This window comes from Amycolatopsis sp. AA4, from assembly GCF_002796545.1.
Lineage (GTDB): Bacteria > Actinomycetota > Actinomycetes > Mycobacteriales > Pseudonocardiaceae > Amycolatopsis.
In genome coordinates this window covers 7,253,623-7,274,985 of the sequence record NZ_CP024894.1, presented here as the reverse complement: position 1 = coordinate 7,274,985, position 21,363 = coordinate 7,253,623, and the positions used below count along the sequence as shown (strand labels likewise).

The window sequence follows — 21,363 nt, the reverse complement described above, 5'->3', positions numbered from 1 at the left end:
ACGAGGTCAGCGGTTGGACGCCTTCTTCACGAACTTGCCCAGGTCCTTCGACTGCTGCACCCGCGACGGTTCGTGCACGTACATCATGTGCCCGGCCGGGTAGTAAGCCGTGTCGATGTTCTCCCGCAGCTCCTCCGGAATCTTCAGCTGCGAGAGCACATACTCGGACGCGAAGTACGCTGTCGCGCCGTCGTAGTGTCCGAAGGCAACGTGGACCTGCAGGTGCGGGTTGGCCCGCATCGCCGCGCTCAGCGTGTCCACAACGGACACCGAACGGCCCTCGAACTCCTTGTAGGACCAGGCCTTGAACACCTCAGTGGAGAGGATCTCGTACGGCAGGTCGTTCTCGTAGCCGAGCTCGGCGCGCACGTAGTGGTTGAACCCGGCCGAGTAAGCGCCGATGATCCGCGACACCGAGGGGTCGTCGCTCATGTGCTCGACGCCGCCGTCCGGCTCCCAGGTGGTGAACCGGCCGTCCATCCGGCCGACGGTCTTGCCCTGGTCGCGCAACAGCTCGGTGAAGAACCGGATGTGCTCGATCCGCAGGTTCACCCGGTCCACATAGGACTCGCTGAGCCCGGTGAGCGACGCCAGCGTCTGCACCGCCTCGGTGCGGTCCTGAGTGGACAGCCGCGCGCCGCGGGAAAGCGCCCACGGCAGTTCCTTCGAGGCGAAGTCCTCGGCGTCGGCGAGCACGTCGTCGAGCGGACGGTCGCCGTGGCGGCCGTGGTAGTGCGCGATCGCCGCGTACGTGGGCAGGAACAGCGAGTACGGCAGGTCGTTGCCCTCGTGGAAACGCAGCGTGCCGAGGTCCAGCACGGACGAGATGAGCATCAAGCCGTTGAGGTACAGGCCGTAGCGCTCCTGCAGGTGCCCGGCCAGCGCGGCCGCGCGCAGCGTGCCGTACGACTCGCCGGCCAGGAACTTCGGCGACAGCCAGCGCTGGTTGCGCGAAACCCACAGCCGGATGATCTCCGCGACCGATTCGACGTCGCCCTGGAAACCGGTGTACGGCTGGGATTCGCCGCCTTCGGTCACCCGCGAGTAACCGGTCTGGACCGGGTCGATGAACACCAGGTCGCTGTGCGCGAGCAGGCTTTCCGGGTTGTCCTCGAGCCCGTACGGCGGCGGCACCGGGTCGTTGACGTCGCCGGACAGCACCCGGCGCGGTCCGAGCAGGCCCATGTGGAGCCAGATGCTGGAGGAACCGGGGCCGCCGTTGAAGGCGAAGGTGACCGGTCGCGTGCCGGGGTCGGCGTCGTCCAGGGTGTAGGCGGTGAGGAAAACCTCGGCCTTGGCCTGGTAGCCCTCGGACTTGCCGTCCTTCTTGACCTCTTGGCGGAGCACGATCCGGCCGGTCTGGGCGGTGTAGGCGAGCTTGCGCCGCTTGACGGTGAGCGTGTGCTGCGTCGTGACGAGGTCGTCGACGGGCTCCGCCGCCTTCGTCTCCTCGTCCTTGGTCTTCTCGGCGGTCTCGTCCGCGGTGGTGTCGGCCATGGCCCCAACCTATCCCGCGTTACCGTGGCAGCACACCAAGCGGAGGAGATCGATGCGCACGTTCGCCGGCCTCGACGCACAGCTGGTGCAGTGCCGCGCGTGCCCGCGGCTCGTCGCCTGGCGCGAGGGCGTGGCCGGGACGAAGGCCGCGTTCGCCGGGGAGCGGTACTGGGCGCGGCCGGTGCCCGGTTTCGGCGCGGAGGACGCCGCGCTCGCCGTGGTCGGGCTCGCGCCGTCCGCGCACGGGGCGAACCGCACCGGCCGGATGTTCACCGGCGATCCGTCCGGCGACTTCCTCTTCCGCGTGCTGTACGAGGTCGGGCTCGCGTCCCAGCCGGTGTCCGCGGCGATCGGAGACGGGCTCACGCTGCGCGGCACCCGGCTCGTCTCGCCGGTCCGCTGCGCGCCGCCGGAGAACAAGCCCACCCCCGCTGAGCGGGACACCTGCCGGCACTGGCTGGCCGACGAACTGGACCTGCTGCGGCCGACCCTGCGCTCGATCGTCGTGCTCGGCGCGTTCGGCTGGCAGGCGCTGCTGCCAGTGCTTTCGGCCGCGGGCTGGCCGGTGCCGCGGCCGCGGCCGGCCTTCGCGCACGGTGCTCGGGTGCAGTTCGGTGACCTGGCGGTATTCGGCTGTTACCACGTGTCACCGCGCAATGTCCAGACCGGCCGTGTGACACAGCCCATGGTGGTGACCGCGTTCACCGCCGCGGCCTCGGCGGCGGGCCTCATCTGAATCGTGACAACCAGCGTGGCGATGCTGGTCACAGCGGGGTGGGGTACCCGAGCGGAGCCGCTTCGGAAGTGCGACTATAGGTACATGGCTGCTGCGAAGTCGGAACCGACTCGGATCCTCGTCCTCGGTGGTGGATACGTCGGCCTGTACACCGCGTACGGGCTTCAGAAGATGCTGCGCGCCAACGAGGCCTCCGTGACCGTCGTTGACCCGCAGCCGCACATGACCTACGCCCCGTTCCTGCCCGAGGCGGCGGCCGGCGCGATCGAGCCGCGGCACGTGGTCGTGCCGCTGCGCCGCGTGCTGAAGCGCTGCCACGTGCTGACCGCGCGGGTCACGAAGATCGAGAACGAGCGCAAGTCCGTCACGGTCGAGGCCGCCGACGGCCACATCGAGACGCTGAACTACGACGTGCTCGTGGTCGCGCTCGGCGCCGTCGCGCGGATCCTGCCGATCCCCGGCCTCGCCGAGGAGGGCATCGCCTTCAAGACCATCGGCGAAGCGATCTACCTGCGCAACCACATCATGACCAAGCTGGACGAGGCCGCCAGCACGCTCGACCCCGAGCTGCGCAAGCGCCTGCTCACGTTCACCGTGGTCGGCGGCGGGTTCGCGGGCATCGAGGCGCTGGCCGAGCTCGAGGACATGACCCGCTTCGCGGTCGAGAACTACTACCCGAACATCAAGCCGGCGGACATCCGCTGGGTGATGGTCGAGGCGGCCGGGCGGATCCTGCCCGAGGTGCGCGAGACGCTCGGCGTGTACACGGTGCAGCAGCTGGAGAAGCGCGGCATCGAGGTCTACCTGTCGACCGCGGCGAAGTCGTTCGAAAACGGCCACGTCGTGCTCTCGGACGGCACCGAGTTCGACACCGACACGATCATCTGGACCGCGGGCGTGAAGGCCAACCCGGTCCTCGCGAGCTCGGACCTGCCGCTCGACAAGCGCGGCCGCGTCGAGGCCACCGCGGCGATGCAGGTGGTGGGCCACCCGGACGTGTGGACCGCGGGCGACAACGCGGCCATCCCGGACCTCTCGCGCACCGAGCAGGACCCGACGGCGACCTGCCCGCCGAACGCCCAGCACGCGGTCCGCCAGGCCCGCCTGCTGGCGAAGAACATCATCAAGGTGATCCGCGGCGGACAGCCGAAGGACTACTACCACAAGAACCTGGGCGCGGTCGCGAGCCTCGGCCTGCACAAGGGCGTGGCGGACGCGCTGAACCTGAAGATCAAGGGCTTCCCGGCGTGGCTCTTCCACCGCGCCTACCACCTCAAGGCGATGCCGACGTGGAACCGCAAGATCCGCATCCTGTTCGACTGGATGCTGGGCGGGCTGTTCCGCCGCGAGGTCATCTCGCTGGGGCAGATCAACAACCCGAAGGAAGAGTTCAATCGGGCCAGCAAGGGCTGAGTCTCTTTCGGCGAAGCCGGGTCGTCTTCGGGCGGCCCGGCTTTGTCGTGTGGTGGGGTGGGTTCGCTAGGGTGGGTGGGCCCCCGTAGCCCAATTGGCAGAGGCAGTCGACTTAAAATCGACCCAGTGCGGGTTCGAACCCCGTCGGGGGCACCGTTATCGCACAAGGATTACCCGTCGCCGCGCGGTCGGCGAACACGCCCCGCCCGGCTTTCCGTCGGGCAGGTTCCTAACGCCGCTCCTGTGCGCGAAATGCCGTGGTGCGCGGCATGATCGCCAGCAGTCCCGCCGCCGTGAGGGCGACCGCGGCGAAGACCAGGAAACCGAGCAGTGAGTCGCGGCCGGTCGCGACTTCGCCGATTACCACTGGGCCTGCGATCGTGCCCAGTCTGCCGATGCCGAGCGTCCAGCCGAGGGCCCTCGCGCGGGTTTCCGCCGGATACGAGCGGCCTACGAAGGCGTTCACCAGGATCTGCCCGCCGTGCCCGCCCGCGCCGGCGAGCGCGATTCCGGCCAGCAGAGCGGTTTGCGGCATCCGGACTGACAGCGTTACCAGCGCGGCTGCCATCACCAGATAGGTCAGCACGACTACCGGTTTGCTCTTCCACCGGTCCGTGGCCGCGGCGATGACCAGCGAGCCGGCGACCGCGCCGAGGGTCAGTACGAGCAGGAACACGAGTGAGGAGTTCAGGGCGTAGCCCGCGCCGGTCATGATGCCGGGTACCCAGGTGGCGAGCCCGAACCAGGCGAACAGGCCGCAGAAGGTCGCGAGCGCGAACAGGGCTGACACCAGCCGGTAGCCCTTCGCGAAAATCCCGGTGACCGTGCTGGTCGTGCGCTGCCGCACTACCGTCGATTCGGGCAGGCGCGCGGCGATCACCGGCAGGCACAGCAGACCGGGGATGCCGCCGAAGAAGAACATCCACGACCAGCCGAGATGCGGCAGCACCGGGATCGCGACCAGCGCGGCCAGCAGGCCGCCGAACGGGACGCCGGAAAGCATCAGCGTGTAGACGATCGTGCGATGGCGGGGCACGGCGTACTCGAGCGTGAGCGCCGACGCCGCAGGCACGATCGCCCCGATCCCGATTCCGGCGAGGAACCGCAGGACCGCGAACGAAACCGGCCCTGCGGCGAACCCGCACGCGACGGTGAACACGGTGAACACGGCCACCGACCCGAGCGCGACCGGTCGCCGCCCGAACCGGTCGGCCAGCCAGCCGGACGACAGCGCGCCGACCAGCGACCCGGCGAACACCGCCGCCGCGACCCAGCCGGTGTTGGCCGCGGTAAAGCCGCTGACCGCTCCGTGCAGGAGGTCGGGCACGACGGTGCTGAAGGCGATCACGTCGTAGCCCTCGATGACCACCATGGTCCAGCAGAGGACGGCGACCAGCGCGGAGGTGCGGGCGGAGGTGCCCGGTGCCGAGGGGTCGCTCGGCCCCGAGGGTCTCGCGGCCGGGGCGAGATCATGCGGCTGGTTCATCGGCTCCCGATCAGTCGCGGGGAGGGCAGGGTGCCGGCTGTCCGGCATGTCGGGTACTGTCGCCCGCCGCCATCGCCTCGGACAGGAACTTCTGCTGTGCAGAATCGGGTGCCGACCCGCCGGTCAAACCGTTGGCGGCCGAAGTTTTCTATCGCTGCTGCCCAGCGCCGATAGGAGGACTCAGCGTGCGCCCCTCAACTGAGTTGCCCTGTCGTGGGATTTCTTGCTGCTTCGCGCATTTCGGGGGAGGGGGGGATCAGCGCGCCGGGAGCGTCGGCCGGGACCGCGGGATGTCGCGGGGCGACCGGGTCGATGCGTTCGTACGGCGCGCCCAGCGGCGGACGTCGGTCCTCCTCGCCGCGGTTCGGCCAAAGGGACATCGCGCGTTCGGCCTGGGCGGTGATCGTCAGAGAAGGGTTGACGCCCAGGTTCGCGGAGATCGCCGAACCGTCGACGACGTGCAGGCCGGGGTGGCCGTGAACGCGGTGGTACGGGTCGAGGACGCCGCGGGCCGGATCGTCGGAGATGGCGCAGCCGCCGATGAAATGGGCGGTCATCGGGATGTTCAGGATTTCGCCGGTGGTGCCGCCCGCGATGCCGTCGATTTTCTCCGCGACGCGGCGAGCGGCGTCGTTTCCGGCCGGAATCCACGTGGGATTCGGCTCGCCGTGGCCGGGGGTGGAGGTCAGTTTGCGCTTTCCGGTGCGGGTGCGTTTGCTGGAGACGGTGATGGAATTGTCGAGGGTTTGCATCACCAGCAGGATGATGGTGCGCTCGGACCAGCGACGCGGCGAGAACCAGGTGAGGTTGCGCGGGTTGCGGGCGAACGCGCCGAGCCAGGTCAGCCAGCGCGGGACGGACTTGCCGCCGTCGGTGAGCGCGGTTTGCAGAAGCGACATCGCGTTGCTGCCCTTGCCGTAACGACACGGTTCGATGTGCGTGTGCTCGTCCGGGTGGATGGACGAGGTGATCGCCACGCCATGGGTGAAGTCGACGTCCTTGCGTTTCGACTTCGCGCCGAGGATGGATTCCGAGTTCGTCCGGGTCAACCGGCCGAGACTGGCGGAAATTCGGGGCAGCGCACCGGTTTCGCGGGCTTGGTGGAGCAGCTTCTGTGTGTTGTAGGTTCCTGCGCTGAAGACGACGTCGCGGGCGAAGAAGGTGCGCAAGTTTTTGTGTCGACGAGGCGACTTTCCGGTGCGGACCGCGGTGACGGTGTAGCCGCCGTCTGCTGGGCGCACGTCGAGGACAGTGGTCATCGGGACGACGTTCGCGCCTAGTTTTTCGGCCAGGTAGAGGTAATTGCGGTCCAATGTGTTCTTGGCGCCAACGCGGCAGCCGGTCATGCAGGACCCGCATTCGGTGCACGTTCGGCGGACTGGCCCGGCGCCGCCGAAGAACGGGTCAGGCACGACAGTTCCGGCCGGAGTGTCCTTGTCGCCGAAGAAAACACCGACCGGGGTGAGCCGGAAGGACGACCCGACGCCCAGGTCGTCGGCGACCTCGCGGAGCACCTCGTCGGCGGCGGTGACGGTGGGGTTCTGGGTGACGCCGAGCATCCGGCGAGCCTGGTCGTAGTGCGATTTCAGCTCGGCTTGCCAGTCGGTGACGTGCGCCCATTGCGGGTCTTCGAAAAACGGCGCGGGCGGTTCGTAGAGGGTGTTGGCGTAGTTGAGGGAGCCGCCGCCCACGCCTGCGCCGCCGAGGATGACGACGTCGCGGAGCAGGTGGATGCGCTGGATCCCGTAACAGCCGAGCCGCGGCGCCCATAGGAAATTCCGGACGTCCCACGAGGTTTTCGGCAATGTCTCTTCGGTGCGGCGGGGTCCGGCTTCCAGCACGGTGACCCGGTAGTCCTTTTCGGACAGTCGCAGTGCGCTCACGGAGCCGCCGAAACCGGAGCCGATCACGAGGACGTCGGTCTCTTCGCGGGTGTCGTTCATCGTGGTCCTCGCAGGCGCGGTGGCGAACTCGTTCCCCCGAAGCCTGCTCGCCCGGCCGGACGCGGGCATCGGTCCGCGGACCGGGACTAAGGGACCCGACTGGTCCCGCGGCACAACTCAGTCGACCGGCCGGAGCACCGCCGGGCCCAGCAACCGGCACGCCAGCAGGGCGACCTCGACGTCGATCCGCCCCTCGGACAGCGGACGACCGCGTTCCTGCTCGGCCTTGCGGAGCCGGTACTGGATGGTGTTCTTGTGCAGGTGCAGCTCCTGCGCGGCGACCATCAGGCTGCTCCCGCTGGACAGATACGCCCACACCGTCTCACGCATCCGGTGGTGGCCCTCGTCGTCGTCGGCCAGCGCGCCGAGCACCGACTGGACCCAGCCCGCGACCGCCGACGGATCCGCCGCGACCAGCGCCAACGGCCCGAGCTGCGCGGCCGCGGTGACCGGCCGAGGGCGCGTCCGCTCGGTCATTTGCGCCACGGCTTCGGCCTGGCGAGCCTGCTGGTGGGTGGTACGGAATCCGGCCAGTCCGCTCGCCGGGTCGCCCAACGCGACGCGCACCGGATCGGGTGAGCCGGCGAGCGCGGCGGACACCGCGTCGAGGTCGAGGGCCGAGACCGGGAACCAGGCCCACACCGTCGAGGCGTGCGGGGCCACGACCAGCGGCGCGACATCGAGGGCGTTCGCGAGCAGCGCCGCGTGTCGTTCGAGCGTCGTCAACCGGTCGCTTTCGTCCAGCTCGGGGCCGCACCACAGGACCGCGCCGACGTGCCGTTCCGACAGCGCGTAGCCGAGGGTTTTCTCGACGTCGGCGGTGTCGACGGGTTTGCCGGACAGCGCGGCCTGCACCTTCGCGAGGCGGGCCGCGTTGCGGTGGCGCAGCCAGGTGTCGCGTTCCAGCTGGTAGGCCTCGACGACCTCTTCGGAGATCTTGTCGATGTAGGTGAAGGCGACCTGCGACAGCTCAGTGGCGGCGACCGCGACGTCCGCGGCCTCCACCGGCTCGGCGGCGATCCGGGCGATCATCTCCTGCTGGAAGGCGGCCTGGCCGAGGCGGTACGCGCGCAGCATCGCGGTGATCGGCACCCGCCGCTGGGCCAGCCGCCGTGCGAACTCCAGCGCGACCGGCGGCGCCCCGACGTCCACCGGCTCGGTCGCGCCGCCCAGCACGCCCAGCGCGGCGACCAGGTTCTCCCGGACCGTGCTGTCCAGCAGTTCGGCCGCCTGTGCGTCGGGGGCGAGCGCGGGCAGTTCGGCGGTTACCTCCTCCACGATGCGCGCTCGGAGCAGCGCGAGCTCGGCCAGGACCGAGTCCGCGACCTTGGCCAGCGTGGCGGCAGCCGTCGACGTCACAGGCAGCACCGTACGCCCGGTTCGTGCCCGGGACCCAACGCAGCCGGGCGTTTCGGTTTCGCGCACAGTGTCTCGCCGCGCGCGGATTCCTACCTTCGGGAAAACGACAGACCGCGTGGAGGCCGCCATGAAGAAGTACCGCCTCGCCGGAGCGAACGGCGAAACCGCCTGGCACGACCGGAAGCGGCACCTGTGGCTGCTCGGGCTCGTAGTGCCGCTGCTGCCGTTCGGCGCGATCGGGTTGCACGCCGCGACCGGGTCGGACGCCGCGTTGTGGCTCGGGCCGCTCGTCGTGCTCGTCCTCGTGCCGCTGATCGACCTCGTCGCCGGATACGACCACACCAATCCTCCGGACGAGGTGATGGAGGCGCTGGAGGAGGACCGCTACTACCGCTGGATCACCTATCTGTTCCTGCCGCTGCAATACGCCGGTTTCGTGGCGGGCGCGTGGATGCTCGCGCGCGGCGAGCTGTCCGTCGGCGGCAAAATCGGTCTCGCGATCACGCTGGGCACGGTCGCCGGCATCGCGATCAACACCGCGCACGAACTCGGTCACAAACGGGAAAGCACCGAACGCTGGGCCGCGAAAATCGCGCTGGCACAGTGTTTCTACGGGCATTTCTACATCGAGCACAATCGCGGGCACCACGTGCGCGTCGCCACTCCGGAGGATCCGGCGTCGAGCCGGTTGGGCGAGAGTTTCTACCGCTTTTGGCCGCGGACGGTTTTCGGTTCGCTGCGCAGTGCCTGGGGAGTCGAGCGGAAACGGTATGCGCGCAAGGGAAGTCACCCGTTCCGCCTCGGCAATGACGTGCTCAACGCGTGGCTGATGAGCGTGGCGCTGTGGGGCGTGTTGCTCGCGTGGCTGGGGGTCGGGATCCTGCCGTATCTGGTGCTTCAGGCGGTGTTCGGCTTCTCGCTGCTGGAGATCGTGAACTACATGGAGCACTACGGGATGTTGCGCAAGCAGGTCACGCATGGGGCGAAGACCCGGTATGAGCGCGTTACCCCGGCGCATTCCTGGAATTCCAACAACGTCGCGACGAATGTGCTGCTGTATCACCTGCAACGGCACAGCGATCACCACGCGAACCCGACGCGCCGGTTCCAGACTTTGCGCGACTTCAAGGAAAGCCCGGTCCTGCCGACCGGCTACACCGGGATGATGGTCGTCGCGCTGTTCCCGGCGTGGTTCCGCAAGGTGATGGACCCGCGGGTGTACCGGCATTTCGACGGGGACATCCGGCAGGCGAACGTGCAGCCGGGCAAACTCCCGGCGCTGCTGAAGAAATACCCGGTCGTCGCTGCCGCCGCGGCCGAACCCGCCGCGGATACCCGGGAGAAGCTGGCCGACGACGTGGACGCCGCGCGCTGCCCTGGGTGCGGCTACACGTACCGCGTCGCGGAGGGCAACGAGCTGGAGGGCTTCGCCGCCGGAACGGCGTGGTCGGAGATCCCGGACGACTGGACGTGCCCCGATTGCGGCGTGCGCGACAAGGTCGACTTCGTGCCCGTGGTGCGGGAGGCGGCGTAATGAAGATCGTCGCGGACCACGGCAAATGCGAGGGCCTCGGGATGTGCGAGGCGATGGCCGACCAGTTCTTCGAGGTCGGCGAGGACGGAGTGGTGCAGGTCCTCGACGAGACCCCGCCCGAGGCGGACCGGCAGTTCGTCGACGCGGCGGTGCGCGCGTGCCCGGTCGCGGCGTTGCGGCTGCAGGATTGAGGCCCGGTGGAGACGGAGCTGCTGGGGCGGGCGCGGTCGGGCGACCAGGCCGCGTTCGCCGTGATCTACCAGGAACACGCGCCGCCGGTCTTCCGCTACCTGCGGATGCGGGTGCCGACCGCGACCGTCGCCGAGGACCTGACGAGCGAGGCGTTCCTGCGTGCGTGGCGGAAACTGCCGGACTTCCGGCCGGACGTCGGCTCGTTCACCGGCTGGCTGTACACGATCGCCGACAACCTGCTGCGCGACCACCGCAAATCGGCCCGCTACCGGCGGGAGCTCCTCGACGGGAAGGACCACGACGGACCGGACCTCCGCGGCGGAGCCGACCGGCTCGCACTGGCCCGCCTCGAAGCGGCGGCGCTGCGCCGATGTCTGGCCGACCTCAGCGAACCGCAGCGCGAATGCCTGCGGCTGCGGTTTTTCGCTGGACTGTCCGTCGCCGAGGTCGCCGAAACGATGAACAAGAACCCCAACAGCATCCGAGCGCTGCAGCACCGTGCGGTGCGCACGCTCGCGACGCTGCTGGCCGAGCCGGACAAGGCGGGACGCTGAGATGCACGGATTCCTGGAGATTTTCAAGATCATGGGGCCACTGCTGGTGCTGATGCTGTGCCCGATCTGGCTTCCGCTGCTGGGGATGCTGATCGGGAAGCTTTCGGACGTCCTCTCCGGCGGCGGCAAACGGACCGAACCGGTGCGGGTGCGCGCCGAACCGGCTGCGTCGCGCAGTGAGGTATAGCTCGGCGAACATGTCTCAGGCGGCAAAGAGCATTGGTCAGGCATTCCGGACTTTCTTAGCCTGACTGCGGGTCGAAGGTGCCGGACACCCGCTCAAAGGAGAGCCGCGATGACCGAATGCCAGCCTGTCACTGCCCGGCCGCCGTCCGGTCCGGTTCGCGGCGCTCGAAGCGAAGACGGTCTGCTGCGTTTCCGCGGCGTGCGGTACGGGACCGCTGAACGGTTCCAGCTGCCGCGAGCGGCCGAGCCTCGCTCCGATGCGGTGCTGCCCGGGCCGATCTGCCCGCAGCTCAGCTCGCGGCTGGAGGCGGCGATGGGGCCGCCGCGGGATGAGCCGCCGCAGTCCGAGGACTGTCTCAACCTCGCCGTCGCGACGCCCGCGTTGACCGGGGCGCGTCCGGTGCTCGTGTGGCTGCACGGCGGCGGTTTCCTGAGCGGCGGAGGCACGCTTCCCTGGTACGACGGGGGACGGCTCGCCGCGGACGGCGACGTGGTCGTGGTGTCGGTCAACTACCGGCTGGGGGCGTTCGGTTACCTGGTCCACGACGGCGTCAGCGAGGGCAATCTCGGCCTGGCGGACCAGGCGCTCGCCCTCGAATGGGTGCGCGACAACATCGCGGCGTTCGGCGGCGACCCGGGCAATGTCACCGTCTTCGGACAGTCCGCGGGCGCGCTTTCGACGCTCGCCTTGCTGTCCAAACCGGACAGCAGGGCGCTCATTCGGCGGGCGATTGTGCAGAGTTCTCCGGCGCCGGGGATCATCCAGGAACGCGCGAAAGCACTGGAGATCGGCCGGTATTTCGTCGAGGCGGTCGGTGAAGACCCGGCTACTGCTTCGGTGGACCAATTGCTGGCCGCGCAGTTGCGCACCCTCCAGTGGAACGCCGCGAAGGACCCGACGTCCACCCGGCCGCCGTTCGGGCTCGTTGATCTCGAGGTGCGGCTGCTCGATCCGTTGCCGGACTTGATGATCGGGTACACGAAACAAGAGTGCGAGGCGTTCGCGATCGGACTGCAGGACGACGGGATCCGGCAGGCGATCGTGGACCAGACCGAGCCGCTTTTCGGTCGCCCGGCGCGGGACTTGGCACAGCAGTACGGCGCGTACTCCTACGAGTTCGACTGGACTCCGGAACACGGCGGCTACGGCGCGATCCATTGCCTCGAACTGCCTTTCCTGCTGGGCACCCCGGAATCCTGGCGCGGGAGCCCGATGCTGGGCGACGCCAGCTGGGCCGAGGTCGAACGTCTCGGCACCCGGATGCGCTTGTGGTGGACCGAATTCGCGCGCTCGGGCTCACCGGGCTGGGGCGGCGCGAGCGTCCGGATCGGGAATTCCCCTCAGACACTGGAGAACACGCCATGAGCAAGAGTATTCACTGGCCCGTCGTCCTGCTCTGCTTCCTCGCCGTTCTCCTGGACGGTTTCGACACCGCCGCCCTGTCGTTCACGATCCCGACGCTGTCGCACGAATGGGGTTCCGCTCCCGCCGCCTTCACCCTGCCGTTGGTGCTGACGAACATCGGGGTCGTCGCGGGATACCTGGCCGCGGGTTACGTCGGGGCGCGGATGAAAGCGCGGTCGGTGGTGCTCGCCGGCGTCCTGATCTTCGCGGGCGCGACCGTGCTGACCGCCGCGATCCTGCACCTGAAGTCCATGCCGGTCTTCGCCGCGGCCCGCTTGGCGACCGGGCTCGGCCTCGGGCTGGTGCTGCCCGCCGGGGTGTCGCTCGCGACGAAACACAGCGCGGAGGGTCGCCGGGAACTGGTTTCGGTGGCGGTGACCCTCGGTCTCGCTTCCGGGAGCAGCCTCGGCGGGTTCTTCGGCGGGAAGCTGCTGCACAGCGTCGGGTCCGCCGGGGTCTTCTACGTCGCCGGGCTGGCTCCGCTGGTGCTGGCCGCGGTGATGGCGGTGGTGCTGCCTTCTCGGGAGCCCGTGGTGGAGAGCAGCGCTAAGCAGGAGGCCAAGGTCAGCAAGCTGTTCGGCCCGGGACTGCGCCTGCCGACCTCGCTGATCTGGGCGTTCTCGTTCCTCATCTTCATCACCGCGTACGTGCTGATCTCCTGGGTCCCGACGCTGCTCACCGGATACGGTTTCGCCGCCGGGAAGGCTCCGCTGGGGCTCGCGTTCCTGACGCTGGGCGGAATCGCGGGCGGGCTGGTGCTCATTCCGCTGGCCGCCCGGATCGGGATCGCCCGGGCGCTGATCCTGATGCCCGCCATCGGGGCGGTGTGCATGGTTCTCGTCGCGACGGTGCCGGTCGGCGAGACGGTGCTGTTCGTGCTGCTGGCCGGCGCCGGTTTCGGGGTCACGGCCGGGCAGATCGGCCAGCTGACCCTCGCGGTCTCGATCTACCCCGCGCAAACCCGCACCACCGGCGTCGGCTGGGCCGCGGCGCTCGGGCGGATCGGATCGATCGTCGGACCGGGCGTCGCGGGGCTGCTGCTCGCGCTGGCGTTGTCCGCCCAGACGATCGTGCTGGTGACGGCTGTTCCGGTGCTGGTGGCAATCGCTTGCGCGGTGGGGCTGAGCCGCGTGCGGACGAGGGCGAGGAGGGAGCGCGATGGCGCACTGGTTCGATCTCGGTGACGTCGCGGTCGTCCCCCTCATCGAGGACGACCGGCTGCTGATCGATCCCGGCGAGTTCTTCCCGGGGCTCGAACCGGACCTGGCCGACTGGTACGCGCGGGAGCCGTGGTTCGACCGGGCGGCCGGGAAGCTGGTCTTCGCCATCCAGTCGTTCCTGGTCTGCTCGGCGGACGAGGTGCTGGTCGTGGACGCGTGCGTCGGGGCGAGGAAGGACCGGCGGCGCGCGGAGTTCGACCAGTTGCCGGACCGGTGGATGCAGCAGTTCCGGGCGACCGGGCTGCGGTCCGCGGATGTCGACGCGGTCGTGTTCACCCACCTGCACACCGATCACGTCGGTGCCGCCACTCTGCAGCGGGAACCGGTGTTCCCGCACGCCCCGCACCTCGTGGTCGAGGAGGAGTTCCGGTACTGGTCGAGTGAAGCCGGTGGGGCGGCGATGCGCCGGACTGGCGATTACTTCGCCGACAGTGTCCGGCCGATCGAGCAGGCTGGACAGCTGAGCTTTGTCGCTCCGGACGCGGTGGTGGGCAAGCACGCCGAGCTGGTTCCCGCTGCGGGGCACACGCCGGGCAATGTGTGCGTGCGGGTCCGCGGCAGTGCCGGGACCGTCCTGCTCGCCGGGGACACGATGCACCACGGGGTGCAGATCCGGCATCCGGAGCTGAGCACCCGATACTGCGTCGACCCGGAGAAGGCGGCGGAGGTGCGTGGGCGCATTCTCGCGGACGAGAGCGGCGCGGTCCTGCTTCCGACGCACTTCCCGGCCCCCTCGGCGGGGCGGGTTCGGCGGGGTCGGGACGGGTACCTCTTCGAGTTCGCCGCTGACCTGCTCCGGGCCGGGCAGTACCGCTACCGGGCGTAGCCGCTCAGTCCGGTACCGGGTCGACCCGGCGGCGGAGCAGGCAGAACACGTTCCCCTCCGGGTCCGCGAGCACGTGCCACGACTCCTCGCCGGTCTGGCCGACGTCGGCGGGCCGCGCCCCGGCCGCGAGCAGGCGTTCCAGTTCCGCGTCCTGGTCGCGGTCGGTCGGGTTCACGTCCAGGTGCAGCGGCAGTTTCGCCGGTTTCGGGTCGGTGCTGCGGCTGAGGATCAACGTCGGCTGCGGGCCGCCGAAGCCGGCTGCGGGGCCGATCTCCAGGTCGTCGCCGTCCCAGCCGAGTTCGACGTAGCCGAGGACTTCGCACCAGAAATCGGCCATCCGTTGCGGGTCCGCGCAGTCCAGGACGAGTTCGGTGATCCGGCAGGCCATGTCCGCGAGCTTAGGGCGCTCGCGCTCCCTCGCCCAGCGAATTCCGGTTTGTGCGCGCGGAGAGATCTGCCGCCCCGGATTCGTCCGCGCGCACGAACGTACTGCCCGGGAAACCTCCTAGGGTCGCCAGCAGCGAGGCGAGGAGGCAAGCATGCGGACACTGCTGCGTGGCGGTCGCGTCATCGATCCGGCCACGGGCTTCGACGGCACAGCTGACGTGCTGGTATCCGACGGCGAGGTGATCGCGGTCGGACCGGGATTGCCGAGTGCCGACGACCAGGTCGAGATCGACGTCGCCGGGTGCGTCGTCGGGCCGGGGTTCATCGACCTGCACAGCCACGTGCACTCGATTGCCGGACAGCGGCTGCAGGCGATGGACGGCGTGACCACGGCGCTCGACCTGGAGGCCGGGCTGATGCCGGTCGAACGGGCCTACGCCGACGCCGCCGCGGCGGGGCGTCCGCTGCACTACGGCTTCTCGGCCTCGTGGGGTTCCGCGCGGGCGAAGGTGCTCGCGGGCATCGAGCCGGACGCCAACATCAACACCGGGCTTTCCGTGCTCGGCAATCCGGCCTGGCAGCGGTCGTCGTCGAAGACCGAGCTGGCCGCCTGGCTGTCCCTTGTGGAGGGTGAGCTGGCGGCGGGCGCGCTCGGCGTCGGCGTGCTGCTCGGGTACGCGCCGGCCAGCGATCCGGCCGAGTTCCTGGCCTTGGCGAAGCTCGCCAAACAGGCCGAGGCGCCGACGTACACGCACGTCCGCGAGCTGGTCGAGGTCGATCCGGGCACGCCCGCCGACGGGTCGGAGGAGATCGCGATCGTCGCGGCCGAGACCGGCGCGGCGATGCACCACTGCCACGTCAACAGCACCTCGGGACGGCACATCGACCGCGTGCTCGCCGCGCTGGAATCGGGCCGTTCCGCCGGGTCGCGGGTGACGGTCGAGGCTTATCCGTACGGCGCGGGCAGCACCGCGGTCGGCGCGGCGTTCCTCACGCCGGAGCGGCTGAAGATGAAGGGACTCAACCCGTCTCGGGTGATCCTGCTGGAGACCGGCGAACGGATCGCGGACGAGGGCCGGTTGCTGCAGGTCCGCGCCGAAATGCCGGGTGCGCCGTGCATCCTGGAGTTCCTCGACGAGGACGACCCGGTCGATCGCGCTCTGCTGCACCAGGCGCTCGCCTTCCCGGATTCGATCGTCGCGAGCGACGCGATGCCGGTGTACTGGCCGAACGGGGCCAACGAATCCACCGAATGGCCGCTGCCGCCCGGTGGTGCGACGCATCCGCGCACGGCGGGGACGTATTCGAAGTCGTTGCGGTTGATGGTGCGCGAGGCCGGGGTCTGGACGTGGCTGGAAGCGTTCCGGCGGTGTTCCTACCTGCCGGCGCGGGTGCTCGACGAGGTCGCGCCCGGGGCACGGACCAAGGGCCGGTTGAACGTCGGCGCGGACGCGGACATCGTCGTCCTCGATCCGGCTGCGATCACCGACACCGCGACGTATTTCGACTCGACCCGGCCCGCGGTCGGCGTCCGGCACCTGTTCGTCGCGGGCACTCCGGTGGTGCGCGACGGACAGCTGCTCACCGACGCGTTTCCCGGCCAGCCGCTGCGGGGTGAGCCGCGATGACCGAGTTCAATCTGGACGCTTTGCTCGCCGACATCGAAACGCTGGTGTGCTGCGAGTCCCCGTCCTCCGATCTCGCCGCGGTGGCGCACAGCGCGGATGTGCTGACCGGCGTCGGCAAGGCATTGCTCGGCGTGGAACCGGAGCGGATCGTCCTGGACGGACGGACGCATCTGCGCTGGCGGTTCGGGGACGGCCCGCCGCGCGTGTTGCTGCTTGGCCACCATGACACGGTCTGGCCGCTGGGTTCGCTCGAGACGCATCCGTTTTCCGTGCAGGACGGGGTCTTGCGCGGTCCGGGTTGCTTCGACATGAAGACCGGCGTCGTGATGGCGTTGCATGTCGCGGCTTCGCTGACTGACCGAAGTGGACTGTCTATTTTGGTCACCGGCGACGAGGAACTGGGCTCGCCGTCGTCCCGTGGGCTGATCGAGGAAGAAGCTCGGGGTTGCGCGGCGGCGTTCGTGCTGGAGGCTTCGGCGGACGGCGGCGCGATCAAGACCCGCCGCAAAGGCGTTTCCCATTACCGGATCGAGGTGACCGGACGCGCCTCGCACGCCGGGCTCGAACCCGAGAAGGGGATCAACGCCGGGATCGAGATCGCGCACCAGGTGCTCGCGGTCGCCGCGCTCGCCAGTCCGGAGCGTGGGACCAGCGTGGTGCCGACGGTGCTTTCGGCTGGGACCACGGTGAATACGGTGCCTGCCGCAGCCGCGGTTGAAGTCGATGTGCGCGTGTGGGACGAGGAAGAACAGCTCCGCGTCGACCGGGAAGTGCGCGCGTTGCAACCCGTGCTGAAAGACGCGCAGGTGCGGATCACCGGTGGGATCAACCGGCCGCCGCTGGACGCGGTTTCCTCGGCCGCGTTGTTCGGGCTGGCGAAGGAATTGGCCGCGGAACTGGGGTTGCCGGAATTGACCGAAGCGGCCGTCGGCGGGGCTTCGGACGGCAATTACACCGCGGGCTTGGGCGTGCCGACGCTCGACGGTCTCGGCGCGGTCGGCGGCGGAGCGCACGCCGATCACGAACATGTCCTGGTCGAGGAATTGCCGCGGCGGACGGCGTTGCTGGCCGCACTGGTGGAGAACGTGCTGACCAAGGGAAGTCCGTCGGTTCCGACGAATCCGGAAGGCGATTCTGGTCGAGCCCGACGGTGACGTCGGCAGGGAAGCCGGGAAAGGATCATCCCGTGACGAATCTTGCGATGAACACGGAAAGACCCGTCGCGGCGGAAACGTGCGACGAGGCGGTCGCGGCCGCTCGGGCGGCGGCCGCCGCCTCGGGGGTCGAAGTCCGGGAAATCACCGAGATCGCGGAAATGACGGCGGTCGGGGTGCTGTTCGAGACCATCTGGCGGTCCGCGCCGGGAACCCGGCCGGTGACCACGGAATTGCTGCGCGCGCTGTCGTCGGCCGGGAATTACGTGGCGGGCGCGTTCGCAGACGGGGAAATGCTCGGGGCGTGCGTCGGCTTTTTCGGCAATCCCGGAAAAGGCAGCCTGCACAGTCACATCGCCGGGGTGGCGAAGGCCGGCGCGGGCCGCGGAATCGGATACGCGCTGAAATTGCACCAGCGCGGCTGGGCACTGGCGCAGGACGTCTCGGCGATCAAATGGACCTTCGATCCGCTGGTGCGCCGCAACGCTTATTTCAACCTCGGCAAACTCGGCGCGCTCCCGGTGCGGTACCTGCGGGATTTCTACGGCCCGATGGCGGACGGAATCAACGGTTCCGGCGACACCGACCGGCTCATGGTGTCCTGGGAACTGGCCAGCCCGACCGTGCGGGCCGCCGCCTTCGGCGAGCCGATCCGCACCGACGCGAAGGCTTTGCTCGACCAAGGCGCGGCAGTGGCCCTCGAAGTCGCCGCAGACGGCGGTCCGGCTGCGGGCAAAGCGGACGCCCCGGTGGTGCTCGTCGCCGTCCCGTCCGACATCGAAGGCTTGCGCAGCACCGATCCCGGCCGGGCCGACGCGTGGCGGGCCGCGCTGCGCGAATCGCTCGGCGGGCTGATGGCCGACGGCGGCCGGGTGACCGGCTTCGACCGAACCGGCTTTTACGTGATCTCCAAGGAGGAGCAGTGAAACTCAGCGGTGTGGAACTGCGCCGGGTGCAGATGCCGCTCGTCGCCCCGTTCCGGACTTCGTTCGGCACCCAGTCCGTGCGCGAACTCTTGCTGCTGCGCGCGGTCACGCCGGCCGGCGAGGGCTGGGGCGAATGCGTGACGATGGCCGGACCGCTGTACTCGGCGGAGTACAACGACGGTGCGGAGCACGTGCTGCGGCACCACCTGATCCCGGCGCTGCTGGCCGCGGAAGACGTCACCGCGGCCAAGGTGACGCCGCTGCTGGCGAAGTTCAAGGGCCACCGGATGGCCAAGGGCGCGCTGGAGATGGCGGTGCTGGACGCCGAACTCCGCGCGCACGACCGGTCGTTCGCGGCCGAACTCGGGTCGGTGCGCGATACCGTGCCGTGCGGCGTTTCGGTCGGGATCATGGACACGATCCCGCAGCTGCTCGACGTCGTGGGCGGGTATCTCGACGAGGGCTACGTGCGGATCAAGCTGAAGATCGAACCCGGCTGGGACGTCGAGCCGGTGCGCGCGGTCCGCGAACGCTTCGGCGACGACGTGCTGCTGCAGGTCGACGCGAACACCGCCTACACCCTCGGCGACGCGCCGCAGCTGGCCAAGCTCGACCCGTTCGGCCTGCTGCTGATCGAGCAGCCGCTGGAAGAGGAGGACGTGCTCGGCCACGCCGAACTGGCGCGCCGGATCCAGACGCCGATCTGCCTCGACGAGTCGATCGTGTCGGCCCGCGCGGCGGCGGACGCGATCAAACTGGGCGCGGTCCAGATCGTGAATATCAAACCCGGCCGCGTCGGCGGTTACCTGGAAGCGCGGCGGGTGCACGACGTGTGCGCCGCGCACGGGATCCCGGTGTGGTGCGGCGGGATGATCGAGACCGGCCTCGGCCGGGCGGCGAACGTCGCGCTGGCCTCGCTGCCGAACTTCACCCTGCCCGGCGACACCTCCGCGTCGGACCGGTTCTACCGGACCGACATCACCGAACCGTTCGTGCTGTCCGGCGGGCACCTGCCGGTGCCGACCGGACCGGGTCTCGGCGTCGCACCGATTCCGGAGCTGCTGGACGAGGTGACCACGGCAAAGCTGTGGATCGGTTCGTAGCCCGCTACGAATTCCGGAGGTAGATTTGGTCGGATCGGACCAGCCGGTCCGCACGAGGCCGGATCTACCTTCGGGGGGTGCTGACACCGGTGCCGAGCAAGCCGCACACGAGTCTGGGACGCGTCCTCGAAGCGCTCGGGGACGTGCTCCTCGAACCGGTCGCCGTCGGACGGGACACGCGACGCCAGCTCGGCGGGGTGGTGATCCACGATCCGCACGACGACGCGGAGTTCCCGGCCCAGGCGGTGGTCCTCGGCGTCGGGGTCCGCGAATCCGGCGAGATCGGGCAGCTCCTGCACGCCGTCGCCGCGCGCGGGGCGACCGCGCTGGTCGTGCGGTCGCCGGTCGCGGCCTCGACGGAACTCGTGCGGGCGGCCAATTCCTCCGGGGTCGCGCTGCTCGGCCTCGCCAGCGGCGCGTCGTGGGCGCAGCTGGCCGCCATGCTCCGCACGCTGCTCGCCGAAGGCGACGTCGGCGACGTTTCCCCGCAGACGCTCGGCGGGATGCCTTCCGGCGATCTTTTCGCGCTCGCCAACGCCATCGCCGCGCTGCTCGACGCGCCGGTCACCATCGAGGACCGCAACTCGCGCGTCCTCGCGTTCTCCGGCCGCCAGGACGAAGCCGACCCCTCGCGCGTCGAGACGATCCTCGGTCGCCAAGTGCCGGAACGATTCACTCGCGAGCTGGAGAAGGACGGCGTTTTCGAGCGGCTCTACCGTGAGCAGGGCCCGGTCTACGTCTATCCCGGAGACGGCTACGACAAGAAAATCGTCATGACTCGCGCCGCGCTCGCGGTCCGGGCGGGGGACGAGGTCCTCGGGTCGATTTGGGCCGCTGTCGACAAAGAGCTCAGCGAGGAACGTACCGCGGCGCTGATCGACGCGTCGAAAATCGTTGCGCTGCACATGCTTCGGCTGCGTGCGGGTGCCGACGTCGAACGCCGGTTGCGCGCCGATCTGGTCAGCACCGCGCTCGAAGGCGGTTCCGGTGCGCAGGAAGCCATCGCGCGGCTCGGGTTGCTGGGGCAGCCCACGATCGTGCTCGCCATGGGCCTGCTGGAGGCGCCCGACGACGACCTCCGGCTGGTCACGGAACGCCAGCGGGTCGCCGACGCGTTCGCCATGCACCTCAGCGCGGTGCAGCCCCGCTCGGCGGTCGCACTGGTCGGCGACGTCGCGTACGGGATCGTCCCGATGCCCGGGAACCACGGCGATTGCCGCGAACGCTCGGCGCGCGTCGCGTCGACCTTCCTGGAGCGCACCGGCCGCCGGGTCGCCGCGGCGATCGGCATCGGCCCGCTGGCGCTGGACGGGTCCGGCCTGCGTGCCTCTCGCGACGGGGCCGACCGCGCGTTGCGCGTGTTGCTCACCAACGGCGGCACGAAGCGGGTGATCACCGCCGAGGACGCGCATATCGAGGCGTTGATGCTGGAGCTGGCCGACCTTTCCGCCGCGCGCGGCGATGTGGCGACCGGCCCGATCGCGCGGTTGCTGGAATACGACACGAAGCACCAGTCGCAGCTCGTGCACACATTGCGCTGCTGGCTCGATTCGTTCGGCGACATCAGCGCGGCTTCGGCGGCGGCGTATGTGCATCCGAGCACCTTCCGGTACCGGTTGCGCCGGCTCGCCGAGGTCGGCGGGATCGATCTCGACGATCCGGGGGACCGGTTCGCCGCGATGGTGCAATTGCACTTGCTGCCGCGCGGGGAAAGGGCCGAGGAGACGTCGTGAGTGGCTAGGCCGGTTCTGCCACTCACGAGAACCCAGCCCCCGCCCTGCTCCACCGACAGGAAACCTCCTGGCAACCTTCCT

General features: G+C 69.6%; 19 protein-coding genes and 1 tRNA gene. 15 read left to right on the top strand and 5 right to left on the bottom strand.

The window, feature by feature from the left end; all coding sequences use genetic code 11:
* Positions 1-6: 6 nt before the first annotated feature.
* Positions 7-1,497, bottom strand: coding sequence for a S10 family peptidase (locus CU254_RS33480; protein WP_009083330.1), 1,491 nt, complete (start codon positions 1,495-1,497; stop codon positions 7-9).
* 52 nt (positions 1,498-1,549) lie between these two features.
* Here CU254_RS33480 and CU254_RS33475 point away from each other — a divergent pair, with 52 nt between their 5' ends.
* The 3 genes from CU254_RS33475 to CU254_RS33465 all read left to right on the top strand — a co-directional run bounded on the left by CU254_RS33475 (position 1,550) and on the right by CU254_RS33465 (position 3,799).
* Positions 1,550-2,233 carry a uracil-DNA glycosylase gene (locus CU254_RS33475; RefSeq protein ID WP_009083328.1) on the top strand — a complete coding sequence of 228 codons (684 nt, stop codon included), beginning with the start codon at positions 1,550-1,552 and terminating at the stop codon, positions 2,231-2,233.
* Between the two features lie 84 nt (positions 2,234-2,317).
* Positions 2,318-3,646 carry an NAD(P)/FAD-dependent oxidoreductase gene (locus CU254_RS33470; RefSeq protein ID WP_037715647.1) on the top strand — a complete coding sequence of 443 codons (1,329 nt, stop codon included), beginning with the start codon at positions 2,318-2,320 and terminating at the stop codon, positions 3,644-3,646.
* A gap of 79 nt (positions 3,647-3,725) precedes the next feature.
* Positions 3,726-3,799, top strand: a tRNA-Leu gene (locus CU254_RS33465).
* Positions 3,800-3,875: 76 nt separating this feature from the next.
* Here CU254_RS33465 and CU254_RS33460 read toward each other — a convergent pair.
* From CU254_RS33460 to CU254_RS33450, 3 genes are all read right to left on the bottom strand, one after another.
* A complete protein-coding gene (locus CU254_RS33460) occupies positions 3,876-5,180 on the bottom strand; it encodes an aromatic acid/H+ symport family MFS transporter (protein ID WP_009083324.1) in 1,305 nt (434 codons plus the stop codon).
* A gap of 146 nt (positions 5,181-5,326) precedes the next feature.
* A complete protein-coding gene (locus CU254_RS33455; protein ID WP_009083323.1) occupies positions 5,327-7,075 on the bottom strand; it encodes a GMC oxidoreductase in 1,749 nt (582 codons plus the stop codon).
* Positions 7,076-7,192: 117 nt separating this feature from the next.
* Positions 7,193-8,434 carry a CdaR family transcriptional regulator gene (locus CU254_RS33450; protein WP_199786051.1) on the bottom strand — a complete coding sequence of 414 codons (1,242 nt, stop codon included), beginning with the start codon at positions 8,432-8,434 and terminating at the stop codon, positions 7,193-7,195.
* A 127-nt stretch (positions 8,435-8,561) separates the two neighbouring features.
* On the opposite strand from CU254_RS33450, the gene CU254_RS33445 reads away from it, so the two are divergent.
* The 7 genes from CU254_RS33445 to CU254_RS33415 all read left to right on the top strand — a co-directional run bounded on the left by CU254_RS33445 (position 8,562) and on the right by CU254_RS33415 (position 14,351).
* Positions 8,562-9,968 carry a fatty acid desaturase gene (locus tag CU254_RS33445; RefSeq protein ID WP_009083321.1) on the top strand — a complete coding sequence of 469 codons (1,407 nt, stop codon included), beginning with the start codon at positions 8,562-8,564 and terminating at the stop codon, positions 9,966-9,968.
* Complete coding sequence (locus CU254_RS33440) at positions 9,968-10,159, top strand: ferredoxin (protein ID WP_009083317.1); 192 nt, start codon at positions 9,968-9,970, stop codon at positions 10,157-10,159. Before CU254_RS33445 ends, CU254_RS33440 begins: the two co-directional genes overlap by 1 nt.
* Positions 10,160-10,165: 6 nt before the next feature.
* Positions 10,166-10,714 carry an RNA polymerase sigma factor gene (locus tag CU254_RS33435; RefSeq protein ID WP_009083316.1) on the top strand — a complete coding sequence of 183 codons (549 nt, stop codon included), beginning with the start codon at positions 10,166-10,168 and terminating at the stop codon, positions 10,712-10,714.
* A 1-nt stretch (position 10,715) separates the two neighbouring features.
* Complete coding sequence (locus CU254_RS33430; RefSeq protein WP_009083315.1) at positions 10,716-10,901, top strand: hypothetical protein; 186 nt, start codon at positions 10,716-10,718, stop codon at positions 10,899-10,901.
* 108 nt (positions 10,902-11,009) lie between these two features.
* Positions 11,010-12,266 carry a carboxylesterase family protein gene (locus tag CU254_RS33425; protein WP_009083313.1) on the top strand — a complete coding sequence of 419 codons (1,257 nt, stop codon included), beginning with the start codon at positions 11,010-11,012 and terminating at the stop codon, positions 12,264-12,266.
* Positions 12,263-13,489, top strand: coding sequence for an MFS transporter (locus CU254_RS33420; protein ID WP_009083311.1), 1,227 nt, complete (start codon positions 12,263-12,265; stop codon positions 13,487-13,489). The genes CU254_RS33425 and CU254_RS33420 overlap by 4 nt, the downstream gene beginning before the upstream one ends.
* Complete coding sequence (locus CU254_RS33415) at positions 13,464-14,351, top strand: MBL fold metallo-hydrolase (protein WP_009083310.1); 888 nt, start codon at positions 13,464-13,466, stop codon at positions 14,349-14,351. Before CU254_RS33420 ends, CU254_RS33415 begins: the two co-directional genes overlap by 26 nt.
* Before the next feature lie 4 nt (positions 14,352-14,355).
* Here the strand turns inward: CU254_RS33415 and CU254_RS33410 are convergent, their stop codons facing one another.
* Complete coding sequence (locus CU254_RS33410) at positions 14,356-14,739, bottom strand: VOC family protein (protein ID WP_009083308.1); 384 nt, start codon at positions 14,737-14,739, stop codon at positions 14,356-14,358.
* 151 nt (positions 14,740-14,890) lie between these two features.
* On the opposite strand from CU254_RS33410, the gene CU254_RS33405 reads away from it, so the two are divergent.
* From CU254_RS33405 to CU254_RS33385, 5 genes are all read left to right on the top strand, one after another.
* Positions 14,891-16,366: an amidohydrolase family protein gene (locus CU254_RS33405; protein WP_037715643.1), complete on the top strand. Its 1,476-nt coding sequence runs from the start codon at positions 14,891-14,893 to the stop codon at positions 16,364-16,366.
* Positions 16,363-17,520: a M20 family metallopeptidase gene (locus CU254_RS33400; RefSeq protein WP_078560978.1), complete on the top strand. Its 1,158-nt coding sequence runs from the start codon at positions 16,363-16,365 to the stop codon at positions 17,518-17,520. Before CU254_RS33405 ends, CU254_RS33400 begins: the two co-directional genes overlap by 4 nt.
* Positions 17,521-17,567: 47 nt before the next feature.
* Positions 17,568-18,446, top strand: a complete 879-nt coding sequence (locus CU254_RS33395) for a hypothetical protein (RefSeq protein WP_009083303.1) — start codon at positions 17,568-17,570, stop codon at positions 18,444-18,446.
* On the top strand, positions 18,443-19,549 hold the full coding sequence (gene menC / locus CU254_RS33390; RefSeq protein WP_009083301.1) for an o-succinylbenzoate synthase: 1,107 nt from the start codon (positions 18,443-18,445) through the stop codon (positions 19,547-19,549). Before CU254_RS33395 ends, menC begins: the two co-directional genes overlap by 4 nt.
* A gap of 77 nt (positions 19,550-19,626) precedes the next feature.
* A complete protein-coding gene (locus CU254_RS33385; RefSeq protein WP_037715638.1) occupies positions 19,627-21,282 on the top strand; it encodes a CdaR family transcriptional regulator in 1,656 nt (551 codons plus the stop codon).
* Positions 21,283-21,363: the final 81 nt, after the last annotated feature.

Coding starts and splice junctions, on each gene's coding strand:
- CU254_RS33480 (WP_009083330.1), bottom strand. CDS start 1,497: ATGGCCGACACCACCGCGGACGAGACCGCCGAGAAGACCAAGGACGAG.
- CU254_RS33475 (WP_009083328.1), top strand. CDS start 1,550: ATGCGCACGTTCGCCGGCCTCGACGCACAGCTGGTGCAGTGCCGCGCG.
- CU254_RS33470 (WP_037715647.1), top strand. CDS start 2,318: ATGGCTGCTGCGAAGTCGGAACCGACTCGGATCCTCGTCCTCGGTGGT.
- CU254_RS33460 (WP_009083324.1), bottom strand. CDS start 5,180: ATGCCGGACAGCCGGCACCCTGCCCTCCCCGCGACTGATCGGGAGCCG.
- CU254_RS33455 (WP_009083323.1), bottom strand. CDS start 7,075: ATGAACGACACCCGCGAAGAGACCGACGTCCTCGTGATCGGCTCCGGT.
- CU254_RS33445 (WP_009083321.1), top strand. CDS start 8,562: ATGAAGAAGTACCGCCTCGCCGGAGCGAACGGCGAAACCGCCTGGCAC.
- CU254_RS33440 (WP_009083317.1), top strand. CDS start 9,968: ATGAAGATCGTCGCGGACCACGGCAAATGCGAGGGCCTCGGGATGTGC.
- CU254_RS33430 (WP_009083315.1), top strand. CDS start 10,716: ATGCACGGATTCCTGGAGATTTTCAAGATCATGGGGCCACTGCTGGTG.
- CU254_RS33425 (WP_009083313.1), top strand. CDS start 11,010: ATGACCGAATGCCAGCCTGTCACTGCCCGGCCGCCGTCCGGTCCGGTT.
- CU254_RS33420 (WP_009083311.1), top strand. CDS start 12,263: ATGAGCAAGAGTATTCACTGGCCCGTCGTCCTGCTCTGCTTCCTCGCC.
- CU254_RS33415 (WP_009083310.1), top strand. CDS start 13,464: ATGGCGCACTGGTTCGATCTCGGTGACGTCGCGGTCGTCCCCCTCATC.
- CU254_RS33410 (WP_009083308.1), bottom strand. CDS start 14,739: ATGGCCTGCCGGATCACCGAACTCGTCCTGGACTGCGCGGACCCGCAA.
- CU254_RS33405 (WP_037715643.1), top strand. CDS start 14,891: ATGCGGACACTGCTGCGTGGCGGTCGCGTCATCGATCCGGCCACGGGC.
- CU254_RS33400 (WP_078560978.1), top strand. CDS start 16,363: ATGACCGAGTTCAATCTGGACGCTTTGCTCGCCGACATCGAAACGCTG.
- CU254_RS33395 (WP_009083303.1), top strand. CDS start 17,568: ATGAACACGGAAAGACCCGTCGCGGCGGAAACGTGCGACGAGGCGGTC.